The organism is Cupriavidus sp. 05N40 (assembly GCF_056397305.1).
This window is the reverse complement of the sequence record NZ_JBFTND010000483.1, coordinates 1-372: the sequence shown is the minus strand read 5'-3', so window position 1 is coordinate 372 and position 372 is coordinate 1. Positions and strand designations below refer to the sequence as shown.

Annotated in this window: 2 rRNA genes; both read left to right on the top strand. The window is 54.8% G+C overall.

The window, feature by feature from the left end:
• Positions 1–106: ribosomal RNA gene (locus AC1DO7_RS41565) — 23S ribosomal RNA — on the top strand; the annotation flags it as partial.
• A 126-nt stretch (positions 107–232) separates the two neighbouring features.
• Positions 233–346, top strand: a 5S ribosomal RNA gene (gene rrf / locus AC1DO7_RS41560).
• The last annotated feature ends 26 nt before the right edge of the window (positions 347–372 follow it).

Here is a 372-nt window from a genome sequence, read left to right as displayed (position 1 = left end):
GACCTCCTTGAAGGGTCGTTCGAGACCAGGACGTTGATAGGCTGGGTGTGGAAGCGCAGTAATGCGTTAAGCTAACCAGTACTAATTGCCCGTAAGGCTTGATCCTATAACCAGTGTGTTTCTCCTGGTATGACGTATCGCGTGCCGCTGCAAAGCTCGGCCGATACCTCGCAACCTGACTACATCCCTATTTGCTGTGCTGGCTCAACGCCGGCACGGCACACCGTTTATGCCTGGTGACCATAGCGAGTTGGAACCACCCCTTCCCATCCCGAACAGGACCGTGAAACGACTCCACGCCGATGATAGTGCGGATTACCCGTGTGAAAGTAGGTAATCGCCAGGCTCTCCCTTGAAACCCCTCAGTACGCA